The following is a 19,029-nucleotide window of genomic DNA, read 5'->3' on the forward strand; positions in this document are numbered from 1 at the left end:
GAACGCCACTTGTCTGCGACTTGATGTCCTTTCATATGCCAGACAAAAGCCATTGAGTTAGAATGCCTCCCTTTTCCGCCCCCCCGATCCTTGAGGACCGCCATGTTCAGCCGTGATTTGACTATTGCCAAGTACGACGCCGATCTTTTTGCCGCCATGGAGCAAGAAGCTCAGCGCCAGGAAGAACACATCGAGCTGATCGCTTCGGAAAACTACACCAGCCCAGCGGTCATGGAAGCTCAGGGCTCGGTTCTGACCAACAAGTACGCCGAAGGCTATCCGGGCAAGCGCTACTACGGCGGTTGCGAGTACGTCGACGTCGTTGAGCAACTGGCTATCGACCGTGCCAAAGAACTGTTCGGTGCCGATTACGCCAACGTTCAACCGCACGCCGGTTCCCAAGCCAACAGCGCCGTTTACCTGGCCCTGCTGTCGGCTGGCGACACCATCCTGGGCATGAGCCTGGCCCACGGTGGTCACCTGACCCACGGCGCCAGCGTTTCCTCCTCCGGCAAGCTGTACAACGCCATCCAGTACGGCATCGACGCCAACGGCCTGATCGACTACGACGAAGTCGAGCGCCTGGCCGTCGAGCACAAGCCAAAAATGATCGTCGCCGGTTTCTCTGCCTACTCGCAGATCCTCGACTTCCCACGCTTCCGCGAAATCGCCGACAAGGTGGGCGCCTACCTGTTCGTCGACATGGCCCACGTGGCCGGTCTGGTCGCCGCTGGCGTCTACCCGAACCCGGTGCCATTCGCTGACGTCGTGACCACCACCACCCACAAGACCCTGCGCGGTCCACGTGGTGGCCTGATCCTGGCCAAAGCCAACGCCGACATCGAGAAGAAGCTGAACTCCGCAGTATTCCCGGGCGCCCAGGGTGGCCCGCTGGAGCACGTGATCGCCGCCAAGGCAATCTGCTTCAAAGAAGCGCTGCAGCCTGAGTTCAAGGCCTACCAGCAACAAGTGGTGAAAAACGCCCAGGCCATGGCCGGCGTATTCATCGAGCGCGGTTTCGACGTGGTTTCCGGCGGTACTGAAAACCACCTGTTCCTGCTGTCGCTGATCAAGCAAGAAATCTCCGGTAAAGACGCCGACGCCGCTCTGGGCAAAGCGTTCATCACCGTGAACAAGAACTCGGTACCAAACGACCCACGCTCCCCGTTCGTCACCTCCGGCCTGCGCTTCGGCACCCCGGCTGTAACCACTCGTGGCTTCAAGGAAGCAGAGTGCAAGGAACTGGCAGGCTGGATTTGCGACATCCTGGCTGACCTGAACAACGAAGCGGTGATCGATGCCGTACGTGAGAAGGTCAAGGCTATCTGCAAAAAGCTGCCGGTGTACGGCGCTTAATCAGCCCGCTAAAACCGCAGTCATAAAAAAACCGGCACCTGTGCCGGTTTTTTTATGCTTGTTATTCTCAACAAAAAATCGAAAACAGCTCAAGACCAGCACTACGCAGGCGGACTTAAAATAAAGGGCTCACCCTAGCAGCGCATTCATTCAATCTGCAGCAATCCGCGCAAACCCGTCACGAATTTTCCCTTCCGGCAGATCATCGGCAATGAACACGATCACGCTTTCACGGGATTCGTCCTCAGCCCATTCGGTATCCCAATCGAAGCCATACAGCTTCAATACCCCTTGGAACACCAGGCGTCGTGGCTCACCGCGGATACTTAATACACCCTTGTAACGCAGCAGTTGCTTGCCGTGCTCCTCCAGCAGCTCATTCATGAACTCACTGAGTTTGTCGATATCCAGCGCCTTGTCGCTGCGCAACACCAGGCTGCTGATGCGATCGATGGACGGCGCCTTGCTCACCGGACGCAAACTCACCCCGCCGCCCAGGTCGGCGTTGAGGTTGAAGCCACGAACATCCAGCAGTTCGGCCAGATCAATCCGTCCATGCTCGACCACACGAATCGGTGCGCGACGATTGATCCGGGCCAGACGCTCGCTCAAGGCAGTGAAGGTCGCCTCATCCACCAGGTCGCGCTTGCTAACCAACAGCCGATCGGCAAACCCGATTTGTGCCTGGGCAATGGTCTGGCTCAGATGCACATCGGCGTGGGCCGCATCGACCAGAGTGATGATGCCGTCGAGCAAATAGCGCTCGCGCAACTCTTCATCAATGAAAAAGGTTTGCGCCACCGGTGCCGGGTCGGCCAGGCCGGTGCATTCGATCACCAGGCGGTCGAAGGCGATTTCGCCACTGTCCAGCCGCTCCAGCAGCAGGTACAGGGCTTTGGTCAGATCGGTGTGGATGGTGCAACAGACGCAGCCGTTAGACAGCGTCATCACTTGTACCGGCTCGTCGCCCAACAACTGGGTATCAATACCGGCGTCACTGAATTCGTTTTCGATCACGGCGATTTTCAGCCCGTGCTCGGCTTTGAGCAGGTGACGCAGCAAGGTGGTCTTGCCGGCACCGAGGAAGCCACTGAGGATCGTGACCAGAATGGGAGAGGACAAAATTGATCTCCTGTTTCACAAAACTAATGAACAACACAAAACAAATGTGGGAGCGAGCCTGCTCGCGAAAGGGCCATCAGCTCCAACCAGGATGCTGACTGATACACCGCTTTCGCGAGCTGGCTCGCTCCCACAGGGGGACTGCACCAACCCAAGTCTGTCAGATCAACAGCACTTGGGCCCACCCTTACCGCCGTATCGAGCTTCCTGGCGCTCACGGAAGAACGCCTCGTAGCTCATCACCGGCTTGTCCGGGTGCTTGGTCTGCATATGCTCGACATAATTGTCGTAGTCGGGCATGCCGACCATCAGGCGCGCGGCCTGACCGAGGTACTTACCGAGGCGACTGAGGTCATTGAACACGCTGCAATCCTCTCTTACGCATCCGGCAGAGCCTGGTATGGCGATTCTTTATCCGTGCGCTCTTTGCTGCCCCAGGCGGAAATACCGACCTTGAGTGCGAAGTACAGGATGCTGAAAACCACAAACAGGAACAGCGCGGTCAGCGTGGCGTTGGTGTAGGCGTTGAAAATCACGTGTTGCATCTGCGCGATATCCTTGGCCGGAGCGAGGATCTGACCATTGGCCAGGGCATCGCTGTATTTTTTCGCCAGCGACAGGAAGCCAATCGCCGGGTTGGCATCGAACAGCTTGATGAAGCCTGCGGTGGTGGTGCAGATCAGCAGCCATACCGCCGGCACCAGGGTGACCCAAATGTAGCGTTGGCGCTTCATTTTGATCAGGACCACGGTAGCGAGCATCAGCGCGATACCGGCGAGCATCTGGTTGGAGATGCCGAACAGCGGCCACAAGGTGTTGATACCACCCAGCGGATCGATCACACCTTGATAGAGCAGCCAACCCCACATGGCCACACAGCCGGCAGTTGCGATCAGGTTGGCAGTCCACGATTCGGTGCGCTTGAGCGCTGGCACGAACGAGCCCAATAGGTCCTGCAGCATGAAACGACCGGCACGGGTACCAGCGTCGACCGCGGTGAGGATGAACAGCGCCTCGAACAGAATTGCGAAGTGGTACCAGAACGCCATGGTATTTTCACCCGGCAGGACACTGTGCAGGATCTGCGCGATACCCACCGCCAGGGTCGGGGCACCACCGGCGCGCGCCAGGATGGTGGTCTCGCCGATGTCGTGGGCCACCGCCTGCAGCGCTTCAGGAGTAATTGCAAAACCCCAGCTGCTGACGGTCTGCGCCACCGACACCACATCACTGCCAACCACAGCCGCAGGGCTGTTCATGGCGAAGTACACGCCTGGCTCGATCACCGACGCGGCGACCATAGCCATGATGGCCACGAAGGACTCCATCAGCATGCCGCCGTAACCGATGTAGCGGGCGTTGGTTTCGTTATCCAGCAGTTTCGGCGTAGTACCGGAAGAAATCAGCGCGTGGAATCCGGAGACCGCGCCGCAGGCAATGGTGATGAACAGGAACGGGAACAGACCGCCTTTCCAGACTGGACCGGTACCGTCGATGAACTGCGTCAGCGCCGGCATTTTCAGTTCCGGCATGGTCACCAGAATGCCGATGGCCAGGGCAATGATCGTACCGATCTTGAGGAAGGTCGACAGGTAGTCACGCGGGGCGAGGATCAGCCAGACCGGCAGTACCGCTGCCACGAAACCGTAGCCGATCAGCATCCAGGTGATCTGGATCCCGGTGAAGGTGAACGCCTTGGCCCATACCGGGTCGGCGGCAATCTGCCCGCCTAGCCAAATGGAACCCAGCAGCAGCAACACGCCGATCACCGAGATTTCGCCAATGCGACCCGGACGGATGTAGCGCATGTAAATACCCATGAACATCGCGATCGGGATGGTCGCCATCACCGTAAAGATGCCCCACGGGCTTTCGGCCAGCGCCTTGACCACGATCAGCGCCAGCACCGCGAGGATGATGATCATGATCAGGAAGCAGCCAAACAGCGCAATGGTCCCGGGGATGCGGCCCATTTCTTCACGGACCATGTCACCCAGGGAGCGGCCGTTGCGCCGAGTGGACAGGAACAGAACCATGAAGTCCTGAACCGCACCCGCCAGCACCACGCCAGCGATCAGCCACAAAGTGCCGGGCAAATAGCCCATCTGCGCTGCCAGCACAGGCCCGACCAACGGACCGGCACCCGCGATCGCGGCGAAGTGGTGACCGAAAAGAATGTGTTTGTTGGTTGGCACATAGTCCAGACCATCGTTGTTGAGCACTGCGGGGGTGGCCCGCCGTGGATCGAGTTGCATCACGTTGTTGGCGATGAACAGACTGTAGTAACGATACGCGACCAGATAGATGGCCACTGCCGCGACCACAATCCACAAGGCGTTGATCGCCTCGCCCCGACGCAATGCTACTACTCCGAGGGCGCACGCCCCGACGATTGCCAGCACCAGCCAGGGTATGTGGCGGAGCGGGCTATTATTATTTTTCATTATTTTTTATTCCAGCCAGGTGGACTTGAGAGAAAGCCACCCCGAGTTTAGCGCCGATTACGGCAAAGACCATACTCGACAATGGTCTAGAGCCTCGCGCTGGCTGCCAGCGCCGGTCTATAGTCAGCCCAATCGCAGAGGAACTGCAGCATGAGCCCCCATTCCGGTAATCGCCGTCGCTTCAGAAGAATTGGTTTCGATGCAAGGACCGAACTCAGCCAGGGCAACCTGCGCTGGCCGGCCAAACTGATCGACTTGTCGCTCAAGGGCTTGCTGGTCGAATGCCCGGCCGCCTGGACCGGTGACAGGGCAAAAATGTTCTCGGTCGACATCCACCTGGATGCTGAGACCGAGATTCGCATGGATGTCCAACTGACTCATGAGGAACACGGTCAGTTGGGCTTTGTCTGTCGCTATATCAGCCTGGAGTCTGTCAGCACACTGCGACGCCTGATGGAGCTTAACCTTGGCGATCAAGAAGAGCTGGAGCGCGAGCTGGGTGCGCTGATCGAAACCTGAAGGCGCGGTTTATTCGAACAGTGCATCCAGCGCCTGCTCCAGACGGCTGACAGCAATGATCTTCAGCCCGGCAGGTGCTTCCTTGGGCGCGTTGCCCTTGGGCACGATGGCGCGCTTGAAGCCGTGTTTTGCCGCCTCCTTCAAGCGCTCCTGGCCACTGGGCACCGGGCGCACTTCACCGGACAGACCCACCTCACCAAACACCAGCAGGTCATGGGGTAGCGGCCGGTTACGCAGACTCGACATGACCGCGGCCATCAAGGCCAGGTCGGAAGCTGTTTCCAGGACCTTGACCCCGCCAACCACGTTAAGGAATACGTCCTGGTCGTGAGTCGGAATTCCACCATGGCGATGCAAGACCGCCAGGAGCATGGCCAGGCGATTCTGATCCAGGCCCAGTGTCACTCGACGCGGGTTGGCCAGATGGCTGTCGTCCACCAATGCCTGGACCTCCACCAGCATCGGACGAGTACCTTCCCAAGTGGCCATTACCACGCTGCCAGGTACTTCTTCCTGAGCGCGGGTCAGAAAAATTGCCGAAGGGTTGGAAACTTCTTTCAGGCCCTTGTCGGTCATCCCGAAGACACCCAGTTCGTTCACCGCACCGAAACGGTTCTTTACTGCGCGCAGCAGGCGCAAGCGGCCATCGGACTCGCCCTCGAAATACAGCACGGTATCCACCATGTGCTCCAACACTCTGGGACCGGCCAGTGCGCCCTCCTTGGTCACGTGGCCGACCAGGAAAATCGCCGTGCCACTCTGTTTCGCATAACGCACCAACAGTGCCGCACTTTCGCGAACCTGGGACACGCCACCCGGCGCCGACTGCAACTGCTCGGTAAAAATGGTCTGGATCGAGTCGATCACCATCACCTTGGGTTTCTCCACCCGCGCCGTGGCAATAATGGTTTCGATGCAGGTTTCAGTCATGACCCGCAATTGATCCTGAGGCAAGCCCAGGCGCCGGGCGCGCATGGCGACCTGTTGCTGGGATTCCTCGCCCGTGACGTAGAGCGCCGGCATGCGGATGGCCAGATTGCACAGGGTTTGCAGAAGAATGGTCGACTTGCCGATGCCCGGGTCACCGCCGATCAAGACCACCGAGCCATCGACCAGGCCGCCGCCAAGCACGCGGTCGAGTTCGCCGGACGCGGTGGAAAAACGCGGAATTTCTTCGACGCTGACTTCCGCCAGGGTTTTGATCTGCGCTTGCTGACCTGCCCAACCGGTACGCCCGCTGGGAGCCGCCGCCCCACCGCTTTCCACCATGGTTTCGGTGAGGGTGTTCCAGGCCCCGCACTCGCCACATTGGCCAGCCCATTTGGGAAAGGTCGCGCCGCACTCGGTGCAGCCATACATGCGTTTCGCCTTGGCCATCTGAACTCCTGGAAAAAGCGTGATGATAACTCAGCGGGCCAGCTTCGGAGGGCTTGACTTGATAGTTGCGCCGCAAACCTGATGTGTAATACAGAGATCCCCTATGGGAAATCTAAACAGCCCGCTTTCTCTTGTTGTAATAGGACTGATACATAGATAACTTGACGCACAAGTTAGAGTTAAAACACTAACGGGACTTCAAGCTCATGTTTCATAAATCTATTGGCAGTAAACGGTCATCAAATATTACTTTCCATCGCCATTTAGACCGCCCACGAAATCACCCACACTTTGAATGGATATAGTTCCACCTCTATGGAATGCACCTGAAAATTTCCGTACTGCGTCGTCAGCCAGATGAACGACTCGCCGATAAATTAGTTATTCATTGAAAACTTTTCACCCTGCGCAGGGTCGACCAAGAGGCGCGGAGGCAGCTATCAACGACGAGCAAGACTCGTCCGGCTGAATTACACTGCCTTCACCAACCTCATCTGTAACAAGGAATAACCTATGGGCGTGATAAGTGAGTTCAAGGCCTTCGCGGTCAAGGGAAATGTGGTCGACATGGCCGTGGGTATCATCATCGGCGCGGCGTTCGGCAAGATCGTGACCTCGTTTGTCGGTGACGTGATCATGCCGCCCATCGGCCTGCTGATCGGTGGGGTGGACTTCGGGGACTTGGCCGTCACCCTCAAGGCGGCGCAGGGCGATGTCCCGGCCGTCGTGCTGGCCTATGGCAAATTCATCCAGAGCATCATCGACTTTGTGATCGTCGCCTTTGCCATTTTCATGGGGGTAAAAGCCATCAATCGCCTGAAACGTGAAGAGGCCGCGGCGCCAAGCCTGCCACCGGTTCCGACCAAGGAAGAGGAATTGCTGGGTGAAATCCGCGACCTGTTGAAAGCGCAGAACAACAAGCCGTGAAGCAGTGATTGCAATCGAAGACGGCGCCAACAGGCGCCGTCTTCATTACCAATAGTTTTCCACCGCCACCTGACCGGGCCGGCGGCTCAGGCTCAACTGCAGGCCTCGTTGCTTGAGCAGCTTACGCATGTCATCGATCATTTGCGGATTGCCGCAAAGCATGATCCGTGAATGCTCGGGCGTGATATCCAGGCCCGCCGCTCGCTCCAACTCGCCACTTTCAATCAGTGAGGTGATACGTCCATTCAATGCTCCCGGGTGCTGTTCGCGCGTCACTGTGGCAACAAACTGCAGTTTATGGGCGTGCTCCGCCAGGTACTCCCGGTCTTTCAACTCGCTGATCAGCGCCCGGTACGCCAACTCTCGTGCTTCACGCACGCTGTACACAAGAATGATCCGCTCAAAGCGCTCCCACACCTCGAAATCCTGCAGGATCGACAGAAAGGGCGCCACGCCAGTACCGGTAGAGAGCATCCACAGGTCCCGGCCATCGACGAATCGATCAAGGGTCAGGTAGCCAAATGCCTGACGCTCGACCAGTAACTCGTCACCTTGCTTCAAGCGGCTGAGCTCGCTGGTAAACTCACCGCCCGGCACCACAATGGAAAAGAAATCGAGGAACTCGTCGTGCGGCGCGGACACCATGGAATAGGCCCGCCAGACCGTACTGCCATCCGCCTTGGTCACGCCCAGGCGCGCAAACTGGCCAGCTCGAAAGCGAAAGCCCGGATCGCGGGTGGTGCGCAACGTAAACAAGCTGGGAGTGAGGGGTTGCACGTCAAGCAGAGTCTGACGGCTGAACTTCTCTTCGCTGGCGCTCATGGGAGGCTCCGTGGATCAGGAAGCACCAGTGTCCCGCAAAGCGCCGGGCAGGAACACCGCCTATTTGTAGTGGTATAGGCTCTGTGCCGCAGAAAAAAGCTGCCCAGCAAGTTAAACATTAAGTTTATAGCGCCCCTTAAAAGAACAACAAATCAAGCAACTTGGACAACGCTTTTCACTTATCAAATGACGACAATCATGCAAGATGATTAATACCTTCGCTGTCCACCTTATAACTCTCACCACACTTGGTATGTTTCTCAATAACAAAAAAATCCCACCGATTCCCTAGGACATATCCTACACTCGAAAATGCTGGTTTTCGGACGTAGCCAGCCTGCTAATTGATGTATTAGGGAGTGTGAGTAATGGAAATCTGGAAGAAAGTGCAGTTGAAACAGTTGGCATCAGCATCAAAACTCGAAATTGCATACAGCATCGCCCTCCAGTTCTTCAACAATCTTGGGTACGAATACTGTGCTTTTTCAATGACTTCACATGCGCCCGCAACACATTTAAATCCTGTGCACCTGAACAACTACCCCCACGATTGGAATATCCAGTACGAACAGAATCACTACAGTTCGATCGACCCAATAGTGGCTCATTGCAATCGTTCAACGCTACCCATCCTGTGGGATAGCCATTCGTTCGCCACGACACCGGAGCTATGGCACGCATTAGAAGATCAGGGCCTGCAACATGGCTGGTCGCAACCGGTGCATGAGCCCAGGGGGGCTGCCGTGGGCATGCTCAGCGTGGCTCGCAGTCATTGCCGGGTCACTGCCTTCGAACTCTATGAACAACTCGGGTACTCGGTATTTATCTGTCAGAAGCTACAGACACTGGCACTTCAACTGACACCAGGCAATCATCCCGAGTGCAATAACCAGACCCATCTGTCGCCCCGGGAAATCGAAGTCCTGAAATGGTCGGCGTATGGCAAGACTGCGTCAGACGTGGCCGCCATCCTCAGCCTGAGCGAACGCACGGTGAACTTCCACGTCAACAGTGCCATCAAGAAAATGGGCGTGGCCAACAAGATGTCCGCCGTGGTTGCGGCGGTAAAATCGAGGATGATCTGAATTCACAATCGCCTGCGCAGACGACCACCGCGGGTCACCGAGGAAAACCAACAAGTAATCCAATGCAAAAAAACGTACCATTTGCCTGATTCGAGTGGGGATGCCAGCACCACGCAGCGCCATCCATTCAACCGCGCCCGCCCGTTTCCAGCGGGTGGACGCGGACACCCGATGAATTCCTGCCGTTGATTATCCAGAGTCCTCACCCGATGCCCCTGCTCGAAAGCCCTTTTGCCGAACTCGATCTGATCCGCCAACCGGAACAGCCAAACGAACCGTTGCAGGCCTTCGATGCTGCCGATGAGTACTTGCTCAACCATCTGGCTGAGCAACAGCCAGGCGCACACACACGGGTACTGGTGCTGAATGACAGCTTTGGTGCATTGGCAGCCAGCCTGGCCGGCAAGGTCGCCCTCACCAGCAGCGGTGACTCCTTCCTGGCGGCCCTGGCCCTGGAAAAGAACCTGGTGCGTAATGGCCTGCCCTTCGACGCTGTCCGCGTAGTACCTGCCAGCGCAGCGCTATCAGGCCCGTTTGACCGTGTGCTGATCCGCGTGCCAAAAACCCTGGCGCTGCTGGAAGAGCAATTGATCCGACTGCAAGGCCAATTGGCGCCGGGCGCTCAGGTGATCGCCGCAGCCATGATCAAGCATTTGCCGCGGGCGGCCGGCGAGTTGCTGGAGCGCTACATCGGCCCGATGCACGCCTCACTGGCCGTGAAGAAAGCCCGGCTGTTGATCGCCTGCGCCGATGACAGGCCCGCCACCGCCTCGCCCTACCCGACCCGCTACCGCCTGGACGAGCCGGCCATTGAGTTGGTCAATCACGCCAACGTGTTCTGCCGTGAAGGCCTGGATATCGGCACCCGGGCGTTTCTTCCGCACCTGCCGAAGAACCTCGGCCAGGCCCGGGTCGCGGACCTGGGTTGCGGAAACGGTGTGCTGGCAATCGCCAGTGCCCTGAGCAACCCCGATGCGCACTACACCCTGGTGGACGAATCGTTCATGGCCGTGCAATCCGCCAGCGAGAACTGGCAAGCGGCACTGGGTGATCGCCCGATGACCGCGCGGGCAGGCGACGGCCTGGCCGGGCAGGAAGCGCAATCGCTGGACGTGGTGCTGTGCAATCCACCGTTCCACCAGCAGCAGGTGGTGGGAGACTTCCTCGCCTGGCGAATGTTCCAGCAGGCCCGCGAAGCCTTGGTGGTGGGTGGATCGCTGTACATCGTCGGTAACCGCCACCTGGGCTACCACAGCAAGCTGGCGCGCTTGTTCCGCGGTGTCGAACAGGTCGCGGCCACACCCAAGTTCGTGATCCTCAAAGCGCGCAAGTAGGGCAAAAAAACCCTCCAGCGGAGGGTTGAAAGCCATGCCGCAAGGCACGGGATGGGATGTTCAGTGCTCAGTGAGTGCTCAGGCCTGCCGCATTCATGAACAGGCGCATCAGGCTGGCGACGACAAACAGCGCCAGCACGCTGCCGATCCAGATCCCGGCCAGCCAGCCAAGTCGCTGCCACAGCGGTTTCTTTTCAGCGTCTTCGATTTCCTGCAGAGAATGTTTATCTGCCATTGCCGGATCCTCGGTGTGCTGGCGGTGCCGTCCCGCAGGACAGCACCGCCTTCAAGCATTTAGTGATAGCCGTCTTCGTGGGTCACCTTGCCGCGGAACACGTAGTAGCTCCAGAAGGTGTAGCCCAGGATGAACGGAATGATGAACAGCGTGCCCACCAGCATGAAGCCCTGGCTTTGCGGCGGCGCTGCGGCATCCCAGATCGAGATCGACGGCGGAATAATGTTCGGCCACAGGCTGATCCCCAGCCCGCTGTAACCCAGGAAGATCAGCACCAGGGTCAACAGAAACGGCGTGTAGTGAGCATTACGTGCCACCGCCCGGAGCAACCCGTAAAGGGTCACCAGCACCAGGATCGGCACCGGCAGGAACCAGAACAGGTTCGGCAGGGTGAACCAGCGCGCGGCAATCTCGGCATGGGCAAGCGGCGTCCACAGACTGACCACTCCTATCACCGCCAACAGGACGAATGCCAAGGGACGAGCCAGGTCGTGCATCTGCTCCTGCAATTTGCCTTCGGTCTTCATGATCAGCCAGGTGCAACCCAATAGCGCATAGGCCACCACCAACGCCACGCCGCAGAACAGGGTGAAGGGCGTCAGCCAGTCCAGCGAACCACCGACAAACTGCCGGTCGACCACCTTGAAGCCATCGATAAACGCCCCGAGCGCCACGCCCTGGAAGAAGGTCGCGGTCACCGAACCACCGATAAACGCCTTGTCCCAGATGTGCACCTTGTCGTCCTTGACCTTGAAGCGGAACTCGAACGCCACGCCGCGAAAAATCAGGCCGATGAGCATCAGGATCAGCGGCAGGTAGAGCGCCGACAACACCACCGAATAGGCCAGCGGGAAGGCGCCGAACAACGCCGCCCCGCCCAGCACCAGCCAGGTTTCATTGCCGTCCCAGACCGGGGCGACGGTGTTCATCATCACGTCACGATCGCCCTTGTCCTTGATGAACGGAAAGAGAATCCCGATCCCCAGGTCGAAGCCGTCCATGACCACGTACATCATGATGCCGAAGATGATGATCACGGCCCAGATCAGCGGAAGATCAATACCCATGACTCAATTCCCCTTGTTCAGGCTGTCGCCGTGATCACTTTCGGTGCCGTCATCGGCAGCGGAAAGCGGACGGGCTGGCGTACGTTGCTGGCCAGGGCCACCGTGGCTCGGCTCGGCACCTTCATTGAGCTTCGGACCTTTGCGCACCAGGCGCATCATGTAGCTCAAGCCCACACCAAACAGCGAGAAATACACCACGACAAACAACGCCAGGGTGATGCTCATCTGCACCACGCTGTGCCCCGAAGAGGCGTCAGCGGTGCGCATCACCCCGTAGATCACCCAGGGCTGTCGACCGATTTCAGTGGTGAACCAGCCGGCGAGAATGGCGATCAGGCCCGATGGCCCCATCCACAACGCCAGGTGCAGGAACGCGCGATTGGAATACAGGCGTTCGCGCTTGCGTAGCCACAGACTCCACAGGCCGGTGAAGATCATCAGCATGCCCAGGCCGACCATGATCCGGAACGACCAGAACACGATGGTGGAATTGGCCCGGTCTTCAGGCGGGAATTCCTTGAGCGCCGGAACCTGCTTGTCCAGCGAGTGCGTCAGGATCAGGCTGCCCAGATACGGAATCTCGACCGCGTACTTGGTCCGTTCTTCCTTCATGTCCGGCCAACCGAACAGGATCAACGGCGTCGGTTCATCACCCACGTTTTCCCAGTGACCTTCGATGGCGGCAATTTTCGCCGGTTGGTGCTTGAGCGTGTTGAGCCCATGGAAGTCACCGATAACCGCCTGGATCGGCGCGACGATCAGTGCCATCCACATGGCCATCGAGAGCATGGTGCGGATGGCCGGGTTGTCACGTCCGCGAAGCAGGTGCCAGGCAGCGGAGGAGCCGACGAAGAACGCGGTGGCGACGAAGGCGGCCGTCGCCATGTGCAGAAGGCGGTACGGGAATGACGGGTTGAAAATGATCGCCAACCAGTCCACCGGAATGACTTGGCCGTTGACGATTTCGTAACCCTGGGGGGTCTGCATCCAGCTATTGGAGGCAAGGATCCAAAAGGTCGAGATCAGCGTGCCAATGGCCACCATGACGGTGGAAAAGAAGTGCAGCTTGCGCCCCACCTTGTTCCAGCCAAACAGCATGACACCAAGAAAGCCGGCCTCGAGAAAGAACGCCGTGAGCACTTCATAGGTGAGCAAGGGCCCAGTGACCGATCCGGCGAAATCCGAGAATCGGCTCCAGTTGGTCCCGAACTGGTAGGCCATGACCAGTCCCGAGACCACGCCCATGCCGAAGTTGACGGCAAAGATCTTCGACCAGAAATGGTAGAGGTCACGGTAGGTGTTGTTGTTGGTTTTCAGCCACAGCCCTTCGAGTACTGCCAAGTAACTCGCCAGGCCGATGGTGATCGCCGGGAACAGGATGTGAAATGAGATGGTGAATGCGAACTGAATTCGGGCGAGATCAAGTGCCTCCAAACCGAACATAAGTCTTCCTCTGTCAGGTAATACGGCTACAGGCTCGTGGCCTGCACCCACCGCCCCCACGGGTATGGAGTGTGGCGAATTGGAATTCGTTCTTTTTTTTCTACCTTCAGCACAACGCAGGGAGTCTGGCCATCTGGCCTTCAGAGCAAATCCTGAAAAGGCTTTGATCTGGATCAAGTAACGATCAAAGAGTAGTCGCATTTTTGCTGACAGACTGTGTGGTCTTTTGCCGCGTGACAGGTTGCCTCAGGAGGTGGACACAAGGTTTCATGAGCCTGACGCAACTTCTGGTTACAACTTGATGATAATCTCGCTGTTTCAGCCGTCAGATTTGCCCGCCGATGCCCACTCCAGAGCCCTTGTTGTTACGTCACCAGCGCCCTTTCCTGGCGTTCTGGCTGGCGCGAATTTTCACCGCCAGCGGTTTTCAGATGCTCACTGTGGCTATTGGCTGGAACCTCTACCAACTCACCGGCAATGTGCTGGATCTGGGCTTGGTGGGGCTGGTGGAGTTCGCGCCACGGGTGCTGTTCATGCTGCATACGGGGCATGTGGCTGACCGCTATGACCGGCGCAAAGTCGCGGCTCTCTGTCAGTCGTTGCAGGCGTTGATCGCCCTCGCCCTGGCGATCGGCAGCGCCACTGATCAGGTGACTCGCGAGATGATTTTCATCCTTGCCTTCCTGCTCGGCGCGGCCCGCTCGTTCGAGATGCCCACCACCCAGGCGTTGCTGCCCAGTATCGTGCCCAGCGCGCTGTTTCCCCGAGCAGTCGCCGCCGCACAATCGGCGCAGCAGTCGGCCACCATCGTCGCCCCGGCACTGGGTGGCCTGCTCTATGCGTTCGGCAGTGTGTGGGTGTATGGCCCGACGGTGGTGCTGTACGTCATCGCCTGCTGCCTGATGCTCAATTTGCCAGCCCGGCAGACCCCACTCAACAAAGGCAAGGCCACGCTCGATTCATTGCTGGCGGGCGTGCGTTTTATCCGCAGCCGCCCGGACATTCTCGGGGCCATCTCGCTGGACCTGTTCGCGGTGTTGCTCGGCGGCGCCACGGCCTTGTTGCCGGTGTTTGCCAAGGACATTCTGCTGACCGGGCCCTGGGGCCTGGGCCTGCTGCGCTCGGCACCGGCGGTCGGCGCCTTACTGATGTCACTCTGGCTGGCGCGATTCGCCGTCGAACGCAAGGTCGGCCGGATAATGTTTACCGCCGTCGGTGTATTCGGCGTGGCAACCATTGCCTTCGGCCTGTCGACTTCATTCTGGTTTTCGCTGGCGGTGCTGGTGGTGCTCGGCGCGGCCGACATGATCAGCATGGTGATCCGCGCCTCGTTCGTGCAACTGGAGACCCCGGATGAAATGCGCGGGCGGGTCAGCGCCGTGAACGGCTTGTTCATCGGCGCCTCGAACCAGTTGGGTGAGTTCGAGTCCGGCCTCACCGCACACTGGTTCGGCACCGTACCAGCGGTGGTCATGGGTGGCGTAGGCACACTGGTGGTCACCGGGGCGTGGATCAAACTCTTCCCGACCCTGGCCCAACGCGATCGCATGCATACGCCGGTGCAGAGCCCGCAAGACACGCCAGCCGCTGTTACGCCAGTAACTCCCGCGCCACCGTCAGCCTGACGGCCTTGCCTTGTAGCTGCTCGACCAGTTGCAAGGCAAACGCCAGCGCCGCCCCCGAGCCCTGTGCCGTGATGCAATTACCGTCAACCACCACAGGCTGGTCGACAAAGGTGCAGCCAAGCAGTTGATGACTGACCGTTGGCAAACAGGTCATGCGCCGCTGGCGCAGTACACCAGAGGCTTGCAGGGCCAATGCGGGAGACTCGCCAATCGCGGCAAACAGGCGGCCAGCAGCGGACTGATCCTTGAGCAATTGCTGTAAGGGTTGATGGTTGGCCAGGTGTTGACTGCCGACGGCACCGCCGGGCAGGACAATCAGGTCGAAAGGCTGCGCCAGCACGTCCACCAGCATGCCATCGGCAGTCAGGCGCGTACCACGGGCACAGGTCAGCATCCGCCTGGCCTCGATGCTGGCAACTACCACTTCGACTTCAGCACGGCGCAAGACATCGATGAGGGTGACGCTTTGCAGGTCGTCGATACCCTCGGCAAGGGTAATCAGAGCTCTAGAGGTCATGGTCGGCTTCCACAGGTGTGTCCTTGAAGCTTAGCCAGATTTGAAAAGAGTGACCCGGCGGCGCGAGAGGGCGCAGCGCTACTTGATATACAGCTGAGTCGACAGGGTATTGCCCGGGCTGTTGATCGAGGTATTGCTGAACGTGAAAGTACCGCGCTGTTTGCCGGCCAAATCAAAGATATAGAGGAAACCGACGATCTTGCTCACGGCGCCCGAACACTCCGTCAGGTTGCCGTTGTCGTAGGCGCACACCCGTTCACGTACACCGTTGACCTCAATCCCGTCCAGAGCAACCTGCGGCGCGCGACCGTAGCCGACTTCCAGCACGTAGACCTTGATGTTCGGCCCCTCGTGGTCGCAAGTGGTTTGCGCCTGCCTGGGGCGGATGTCTTCCAACCCACAGGACGGCGACTGAACCTTGAGCACCTTGATCTCGGTCAGAGGCGGCGCGGAAGCTGCCGAGGCCACTTGTGCGCCCATGATCCATGCCAGCGCCGCCAACACGCCGAAAAATCTGCTTTTACCTCTGATTCCCATATGCCCCCCCACAAAACAAGCGCGCAGTATGCACCAGTGGCAGAACCGGCAAAAACACCGCTTGACCCGCCACTTGGTGAATGACGGCCTATCTCACACAGATGCAGGCAGCCATCACCGTTTTCGGCTGGTATGATGCGCGGCTTTTTCCGACCGACAGAAAAATCCAGGCGCCTGCAGCGGTCTGTGCTTTGCTGTTGAAGTCGATACATTCACGGCGCAAGACGCGCCACGGGGAGCAGACATGCTGGAAAGGCTGTTTCAACTCAAGGCACACAACACCAACGTGCGGACCGAGATTCTTGCGGGCGTCACGACCTTTTTGGCCATGGCCTACATTCTGTTCGTCAACCCGAGCATTCTCGGCGAGACCGGCATGGACAAAGGCGCAGTGTTTGTCGCGACCTGCCTTGCAGCTGCCATCGGCTCCGCAGTGATGGGCCTGATCGCCAACTACCCGATTGCGCTGGCACCGGGCATGGGCCTGAACGCCTTCTTCACCTACACCGTGGTCCTGCACATGGGCCATACCTGGCAAGTGGCGCTGGGTGCGGTGTTCATTTCGGCCGTGTGCTTCTTTCTGCTGTCGATCTTCCGCATTCGTGAATGGATCATCAACAGTATCCCGCTGCCGCTGCGCTCGGCCATCGCCGCCGGTATCGGCCTGTTCCTGGCGCTGATTGCCCTGCACAACGCCGGCATCGTCGTCAGCAACCCGGCGACCATGGTCGGCCTGGGCGACCTGAAACAACCGGCACCAATTCTCGCGACCCTCGGCTTTGCCCTGATCGTTGCCCTGGAAGCCCTTGCCGTGCGCGGTGCTGTTCTGATCGGCATCCTGGTAGTGACCATCGCCTCGATCGCCCTGGGCTTCACGCCATTTGGTGGTGTGGTGTCGATGCCGCCTTCCCTCGCCCCTACGTTCCTGCAACTGGACATCAAGGGCGCGCTGGACATCGGCCTTGTCAGCGTGATCTTCGCCTTCCTGTTCGTCGACCTGTTCGACAACTCCGGCACACTGATCGGCGTGGCCAAACGTGCTGGCTTGATGGGCAAGGACGGTCACATGCCGAAAATGGGCCGGGCGCTGATTGCCGACAGTACCGCCGCCATGGCCGGTTCCCTGCTGGGCACCTCGACCACTACCAGCTACATCGAATCGGCAGCGGGCGTCAGCGCCGGTGGTCGTACCGGCCTGACGGCGATCGTGGTCGCGTTCCTGTTCCTGCTGGCCTTGTTCTTCTCGCCACTGGCCGCCAGCGTCCCGGCGTTCGCCACCGCGCCGGCCCTGCTGTTCGTCGCCGTGCTGATGACTTCCGGCCTGGCGGAAATAGACTGGGATGACATCACCGTCGCCGCTCCTGTGGTCATCACCGCCCTGGCGATGCCGTTCACTTACTCAATCGCCAACGGCATTGCGTTCGGTTTCATCGCCTGGACGGCGATCAAGCTGATGTCCGGTCGTGGTCGTGAACTGAATCCGGCGCTGGTGATTCTTTCCATCCTGTTCGTGATCAAGTTGGGTTGGTTCAACGCATGACATTCGATTCCCAGGCTTACGCCGCTCAGCTCGAAGACAAGGTCGCGCGCCTGCGCGATCTGCTGAAACCGTTCGATGCACCTGAACCGACGGTATTCGACTCGCCGCTGGCCAACTTTCGCCTGCGCGCCGAATTCCGCCTGTGGCGTGAAGCCGGCGAGCGTCACTACGCGATGTTTTCCCAGGAAGACAAGCGCACGCCGATCCTGATCGAAGAGTTCCCGATCGCCAGCCTGCGCATCAATCAATTGATGCCGCAACTCAAGGCGGCCTGGCAGGTCAGCGCGCCCCTGAGCCACAAGCTGTTTCAGGTGGAGTTCCTGACCACCCTCGCCGGCGATGCGATGATTACCCTGTGTTATCACCGTCCACTGGACGAGCATTGGCACGCGGCAGCTACTCAGCTCGCCGCAGACTTGAACGTCAGCGTAATCGGTCGTTCGAAAGGCAAGCGCGAGGTGATCGGCCATGATTATGTGGTCGAGAAGCTCGAAGTCGGCGGTCGTACGTTCAGCTATCGCCAACCCGAAGGCGCGTTCACCCAGCCCAACGGTACGGTGAACCAGAAGATGCTCAACTGGGCATTTGACGCCCTGGGCGAACGCTCCGACGATTTGCTCGAACTGTATTGCGGCAACGGCAACTTCACCCTGCCCCTGGCGACCCGCGTGCGCAAAGTGCTGGCCACCGAGATCAGCAAGACCTCCGTGAATGCAGCCCTGAGCAACCTGAGCGAAAACGCTGTGGATAACGTCACTTTGGTGCGCTTGTCCGCCGAAGAGCTGACCGAAGCGCTTAATGAAGTGCGCCCGTTCCGACGCCTGCACGGCATTGACCTGAAGAGCTACGAGTTCGGCAGCGTGTTCGTCGACCCGCCACGCGCCGGCATGGACCCGGATACCTGCGAACTGACTCGGCGTTTCGACAACATCCTGTATATCTCGTGCAACCCGGAAACGCTGGCAGCCAACATTGCCCAGTTGCATGACACGCACCGCATCACCCGCTGCGCGATGTTCGACCAATTCCCGTGGACACACCACATGGAATCCGGAGTCATGCTGACTCGACGTTGATTG

18 protein-coding genes are annotated in these 19,029 nt (G+C 59.0%); 8 read left to right on the forward strand and 10 right to left on the reverse strand.

Annotation, left to right across the window (positions count from 1 at the left end; genetic code table 11):
• Positions 1 to 102: 102 nt before the first annotated feature.
• Entirely contained in the window at positions 103 to 1,356 is a 1,254-nt protein-coding gene (glyA, locus tag KW062_RS25430; RefSeq protein WP_027617830.1) for a serine hydroxymethyltransferase, read from the forward strand.
• Positions 1,357 to 1,506: 150 nt separating this feature from the next.
• Here the strand turns inward: glyA and yjiA are convergent, their stop codons facing one another.
• From yjiA to KW062_RS25445, 3 genes are all read right to left on the reverse strand, one after another.
• A complete protein-coding gene (gene yjiA, locus KW062_RS25435; protein WP_105754456.1) occupies positions 1,507 to 2,478 on the reverse strand; it encodes a GTPase in 972 nt (323 codons plus the stop codon).
• Positions 2,479 to 2,643: 165 nt separating this feature from the next.
• Positions 2,644 to 2,841: a YbdD/YjiX family protein gene (locus KW062_RS25440; RefSeq protein ID WP_007937254.1), complete on the reverse strand. Its 198-nt coding sequence runs from the start codon at positions 2,839 to 2,841 to the stop codon at positions 2,644 to 2,646.
• Between the two features lie 14 nt (positions 2,842 to 2,855).
• Positions 2,856 to 4,922 (reverse strand): carbon starvation CstA family protein, encoded by a 2,067-nt coding sequence (locus KW062_RS25445; RefSeq protein WP_027617828.1) that lies wholly within the window; start codon positions 4,920 to 4,922, stop codon positions 2,856 to 2,858.
• 150 nt (positions 4,923 to 5,072) lie between these two features.
• On the opposite strand from KW062_RS25445, the gene KW062_RS25450 reads away from it, so the two are divergent.
• Positions 5,073 to 5,441, forward strand: a complete 369-nt coding sequence (locus KW062_RS25450) for a PilZ domain-containing protein (protein WP_027617827.1) — start codon at positions 5,073 to 5,075, stop codon at positions 5,439 to 5,441.
• A 9-nt stretch (positions 5,442 to 5,450) separates the two neighbouring features.
• Here the strand turns inward: KW062_RS25450 and radA are convergent, their stop codons facing one another.
• Positions 5,451 to 6,818 (reverse strand): DNA repair protein RadA, encoded by a 1,368-nt coding sequence (radA, locus tag KW062_RS25455; RefSeq protein WP_027617826.1) that lies wholly within the window; start codon positions 6,816 to 6,818, stop codon positions 5,451 to 5,453.
• A gap of 513 nt (positions 6,819 to 7,331) precedes the next feature.
• Here radA and mscL point away from each other — a divergent pair.
• Positions 7,332 to 7,745, forward strand: coding sequence for a large-conductance mechanosensitive channel protein MscL (gene mscL / locus KW062_RS25460; protein ID WP_027617825.1), 414 nt, complete (start codon positions 7,332 to 7,334; stop codon positions 7,743 to 7,745).
• 45 nt (positions 7,746 to 7,790) lie between these two features.
• On the opposite strand, the gene KW062_RS25465 is transcribed toward mscL, so the two are convergent.
• Positions 7,791 to 8,567, reverse strand: a complete 777-nt coding sequence (locus KW062_RS25465; protein WP_027617824.1) for a ferredoxin--NADP reductase — start codon at positions 8,565 to 8,567, stop codon at positions 7,791 to 7,793.
• A 368-nt stretch (positions 8,568 to 8,935) separates the two neighbouring features.
• Between KW062_RS25465 and KW062_RS25470 the strand changes: the two genes are divergently transcribed.
• Both KW062_RS25470 and KW062_RS25475 read left to right on the forward strand, forming a co-directional pair.
• Positions 8,936 to 9,652, forward strand: a complete 717-nt coding sequence (locus tag KW062_RS25470) for an autoinducer binding domain-containing protein (RefSeq protein ID WP_027617823.1) — start codon at positions 8,936 to 8,938, stop codon at positions 9,650 to 9,652.
• Positions 9,653 to 9,861: 209 nt separating this feature from the next.
• Complete coding sequence (locus tag KW062_RS25475; RefSeq protein WP_105754455.1) at positions 9,862 to 10,986, forward strand: methyltransferase; 1,125 nt, start codon at positions 9,862 to 9,864, stop codon at positions 10,984 to 10,986.
• Between the two features lie 67 nt (positions 10,987 to 11,053).
• Here KW062_RS25475 and KW062_RS25480 read toward each other — a convergent pair whose 3' ends face one another.
• From KW062_RS25480 to KW062_RS25490, 3 genes are read right to left on the reverse strand one after another with little or no spacing between them, the layout of a single operon-like run.
• Positions 11,054 to 11,221: a DUF2474 domain-containing protein gene (locus KW062_RS25480; RefSeq protein ID WP_081786310.1), complete on the reverse strand. Its 168-nt coding sequence runs from the start codon at positions 11,219 to 11,221 to the stop codon at positions 11,054 to 11,056.
• A 59-nt stretch (positions 11,222 to 11,280) separates the two neighbouring features.
• On the reverse strand, positions 11,281 to 12,288 hold the full coding sequence (cydB, locus tag KW062_RS25485) for a cytochrome d ubiquinol oxidase subunit II (RefSeq protein ID WP_027617821.1): 1,008 nt from the start codon (positions 12,286 to 12,288) through the stop codon (positions 11,281 to 11,283).
• A gap of 3 nt (positions 12,289 to 12,291) precedes the next feature.
• Positions 12,292 to 13,731, reverse strand: coding sequence for a cytochrome ubiquinol oxidase subunit I (locus KW062_RS25490; protein WP_027617820.1), 1,440 nt, complete (start codon positions 13,729 to 13,731; stop codon positions 12,292 to 12,294).
• 341 nt (positions 13,732 to 14,072) lie between these two features.
• Between KW062_RS25490 and KW062_RS25495 the strand changes: the two genes are divergently transcribed.
• On the forward strand, positions 14,073 to 15,356 hold the full coding sequence (locus KW062_RS25495) for an MFS transporter (RefSeq protein ID WP_027617819.1): 1,284 nt from the start codon (positions 14,073 to 14,075) through the stop codon (positions 15,354 to 15,356).
• Here the strand turns inward: KW062_RS25495 and KW062_RS25500 are convergent.
• Complete coding sequence (locus KW062_RS25500) at positions 15,322 to 15,873, reverse strand: DJ-1 family glyoxalase III (protein WP_105754454.1); 552 nt, start codon at positions 15,871 to 15,873, stop codon at positions 15,322 to 15,324. The two genes, KW062_RS25495 and KW062_RS25500, sit on opposite strands and share 35 nt — an antisense overlap.
• A gap of 78 nt (positions 15,874 to 15,951) precedes the next feature.
• Positions 15,952 to 16,353 carry a DUF4879 domain-containing protein gene (locus tag KW062_RS25505; RefSeq protein ID WP_256351151.1) on the reverse strand — a complete coding sequence of 134 codons (402 nt, stop codon included), beginning with the start codon at positions 16,351 to 16,353 and terminating at the stop codon, positions 15,952 to 15,954.
• 301 nt (positions 16,354 to 16,654) lie between these two features.
• On the opposite strand from KW062_RS25505, the gene KW062_RS25510 reads away from it, so the two are divergent.
• Positions 16,655 to 17,950, forward strand: coding sequence for an NCS2 family permease (locus KW062_RS25510; protein WP_027617816.1), 1,296 nt, complete (start codon positions 16,655 to 16,657; stop codon positions 17,948 to 17,950).
• Positions 17,947 to 19,026, forward strand: a complete 1,080-nt coding sequence (gene trmA / locus KW062_RS25515) for a tRNA (uridine(54)-C5)-methyltransferase TrmA (protein WP_027617815.1) — start codon at positions 17,947 to 17,949, stop codon at positions 19,024 to 19,026. Before KW062_RS25510 ends, trmA begins: the two co-directional genes overlap by 4 nt.
• Positions 19,027 to 19,029: the final 3 nt, after the last annotated feature.

It is taken from the genome of Pseudomonas fluorescens (genome assembly GCF_019212185.1).
Classification (GTDB): domain Bacteria; phylum Pseudomonadota; class Gammaproteobacteria; order Pseudomonadales; family Pseudomonadaceae; genus Aquipseudomonas.